A 470-nucleotide genomic window follows, 5' to 3' on the forward strand; every position below is an offset into this window, starting at 1 on the left:
CCGCCACCCCGGCAAAATAATGGAGCAGAAGACGGGATTCGAACCCGCGACCCCGACCTTGGCAAGGTCGTATTCTACCGCTGAACTACTTCTGCAAAATGAAACTGGATGAGCCATAGAGGATTCGAACCTCTGACCCTCTGATTAAAAGTCAGATGCTCTACCAACTGAGCTAATGGCTCATGAAATGGTGCCGGCCAGAGGACTTGAACCCCCAACCTACTGATTACAAGTCAGTTGCTCTACCAGTTGAGCTAGGCCGGCTATTCATTTTTTTAAATGGTGGAGGATGACGGGTTCGAACCGCCGACCCCCTGCTTGTAAGGCAGATGCTCTCCCAGCTGAGCTAATCCTCCACATGATTATTATAAAGCCTGGCAACGTCCTACTCTTGCGGAACGTAAGTCCGACTACCATCGGCGCTAAGGAGCTTAACTTCTGTGTTCGGCATGGGAACAGGTGTGACCTCC

At 51.3% G+C, this 470-nt stretch carries 4 tRNA genes and 1 rRNA gene; all 5 read right to left on the minus strand.

What is annotated here, in order from left to right:
• Positions 1–20: 20 nt before the first annotated feature.
• Positions 21–95: transfer RNA gene (locus tag CD150_RS11475), tRNA-Gly, on the minus strand.
• A 14-nt stretch (positions 96–109) separates the two neighbouring features.
• Positions 110–182: transfer RNA gene (locus CD150_RS11480), tRNA-Lys, on the minus strand.
• 6 nt (positions 183–188) lie between these two features.
• Positions 189–264, minus strand: a tRNA-Thr gene (locus CD150_RS11485).
• 16 nt (positions 265–280) lie between these two features.
• A tRNA-Val gene (locus CD150_RS11490) sits at positions 281–356 on the minus strand.
• Positions 357–372: 16 nt separating this feature from the next.
• A 5S ribosomal RNA gene (rrf, locus tag CD150_RS11495) occupies positions 373–470 on the minus strand; the annotation flags it as partial.

It is taken from the genome of Staphylococcus ureilyticus (assembly GCF_002902235.1).
GTDB classification, from domain to species: domain Bacteria; phylum Bacillota; class Bacilli; order Staphylococcales; family Staphylococcaceae; genus Staphylococcus; species Staphylococcus ureilyticus.